At 42.6% G+C, this 2,500-nt stretch carries 1 rRNA gene; it reads left to right on the top strand.

The annotated features are described in order from the left end of the window. The first annotated feature begins 966 nt into the window (after nt 1-966). Nucleotides 967-2,483: ribosomal RNA gene (locus AC3HD6_RS23755) — 16S ribosomal RNA — on the top strand. Nucleotides 2,484-2,500: the final 17 nt, after the last annotated feature.

Below are 2,500 nucleotides of genomic sequence, written 5' to 3'. Positions count from 1 at the left end.
ATCTATTCCTGTTGTATTCGTATTAGATCTCCTGTAAGGATTTCAAGAACTAATTCTTTACAATAGACTTTCATTATTATCTAAACAAATAGAAGTCCATCAATAGTAGTGGGCTTTAGCCACACTCAAATAAAATAGGTCCTTCCCATTGGCTTTAGCCAAAACCTATTTATCTCAATCATGTCTATAATAATATCTTCTATACCTTATTCTATAATTCTATTCTTATCAATCTATATTAATTTATCCATTATTATCTTCAACCCATATAATCTCCAAAATATTATTTAAAAATCCCAGGTTTCTGGTTCCAGTTATCATTTGTATTGATAACCTGTCACTCGAATTTTTTAGAAAAAATAGCAGATTTATAGATTAGTTCAACCTTTGTTATTGTATTCAGGGTTGTCTATACTAATTGTGGATAAGTATAAAATAGTATATAAATATAAATAAACCAATATGTTATCTATAATACTTATCCACAAATGTAATACTGATGTAAACTTTATGTTAAATAAAGTTGCGGGGGATGTAAGAAGTCTCTATCTTTGCCCCACTGAAAACGAGAGTATCAGTAAGCGCAGAAGGGCCTTTAGATGGGCAGAAACAGTAAGATCTACTAAGATAACAAACGAAAAAAAAACTTTTAATTTTTATCCAATAAAAGTTGTGAGTTAAAAAAGAGTTTGTATCTTTGCAGTCCCAATTAAGGGAGCGCAGGAGTAGAGAGATTGAGGGTTATGAAAGAGGTTAAGGTTACTTAAAAAACTTTAAAATTTTCTTTCAAAACATTTGGTCATTACAAAATAAAGTTTTACTTTTGCACTCGCAAATACGGAGCGACACTGACAGAAAGATTGCTTCGTTACAAAGCGGAAGATATAAAGATCATTGACATACAATATAACAACCAAGTAAGGAAAAACTAAAGCGTTAAAAACTTTGAGTGAGTCAGACAAACATACAATGGAGAGTTTGATCCTGGCTCAGGATGAACGCTAGCGGGAGGCCTAACACATGCAAGCCGAGCGGTATTTGTTCTTCGGAACAGAGAGAGCGGCGCACGGGTGCGGAACACGTGTGCAACCTGCCTTTATCTGGGGGATAGCCTTTCGAAAGGAAGATTAATACCCCATAATATGTTGAATGGCATCATTCGATATTGAAAACTCCGGTGGATAGAGATGGGCACGCGCAAGATTAGATAGTTGGTGAGGTAACGGCTCACCAAGTCTGCGATCTTTAGGGGGCCTGAGAGGGTGATCCCCCACACTGGTACTGAGACACGGACCAGACTCCTACGGGAGGCAGCAGTGAGGAATATTGGACAATGGGTGAGAGCCTGATCCAGCCATCCCGCGTGAAGGACGACGGCCCTATGGGTTGTAAACTTCTTTTGTATAGGGATAAACCTACTCTCGTGAGAGTAGCTGAAGGTACTATACGAATAAGCACCGGCTAACTCCGTGCCAGCAGCCGCGGTAATACGGAGGGTGCAAGCGTTATCCGGATTTATTGGGTTTAAAGGGTCCGTAGGCGGATTTGTAAGTCAGTGGTGAAATCTCACAGCTTAACTGTGAAACTGCCATTGATACTGCAAGTCTTGAGTGTTGTTGAAGTAGCTGGAATAAGTAGTGTAGCGGTGAAATGCATAGATATTACTTAGAACACCAATTGCGAAGGCAGGTTACTAAGCAACAACTGACGCTGATGGACGAAAGCGTGGGGAGCGAACAGGATTAGATACCCTGGTAGTCCACGCCGTAAACGATGCTAACTCGTTTTTGGGACGTAAGTTTCAGAGACTAAGCGAAAGTGATAAGTTAGCCACCTGGGGAGTACGAACGCAAGTTTGAAACTCAAAGGAATTGACGGGGGCCCGCACAAGCGGTGGATTATGTGGTTTAATTCGATGATACGCGAGGAACCTTACCAAGGCTTAAATGGGAAATGACAGGTTTAGAAATAGACTTTTCTTCGGACATTTTTCAAGGTGCTGCATGGTTGTCGTCAGCTCGTGCCGTGAGGTGTTAGGTTAAGTCCTGCAACGAGCGCAACCCCTGTCACTAGTTGCCATCATTAAGTTGGGGACTCTAGTGAGACTGCCTACGCAAGTAGAGAGGAAGGTGGGGATGACGTCAAATCATCACGGCCCTTACGCCTTGGGCCACACACGTAATACAATGGCCGGTACAGAGGGCAGCTACACAGCGATGTGATGCAAATCTCGAAAGCCGGTCTCAGTTCGGATTGGAGTCTGCAACTCGACTCTATGAAGCTGGAATCGCTAGTAATCGCGCATCAGCCATGGCGCGGTGAATACGTTCCCGGGCCTTGTACACACCGCCCGTCAAGCCATGGAAGTCTGGGGTACCTGAAGTCGGTGACCGTAACAGGAGCTGCCTAGGGTAAAACAGGTAACTAGGGCTAAGTCGTAACAAGGTAGCCGTACCGGAAGGTGCGGCTGGAACATCTCATTTTAGAGCGTCATTAGACG

This window comes from Chryseobacterium sp. II3a (genome assembly GCF_057815135.1).
The sequence above is the reverse complement of the archived record's forward strand: the minus strand, read 5'-3'. Positions and strand labels throughout refer to the sequence as shown.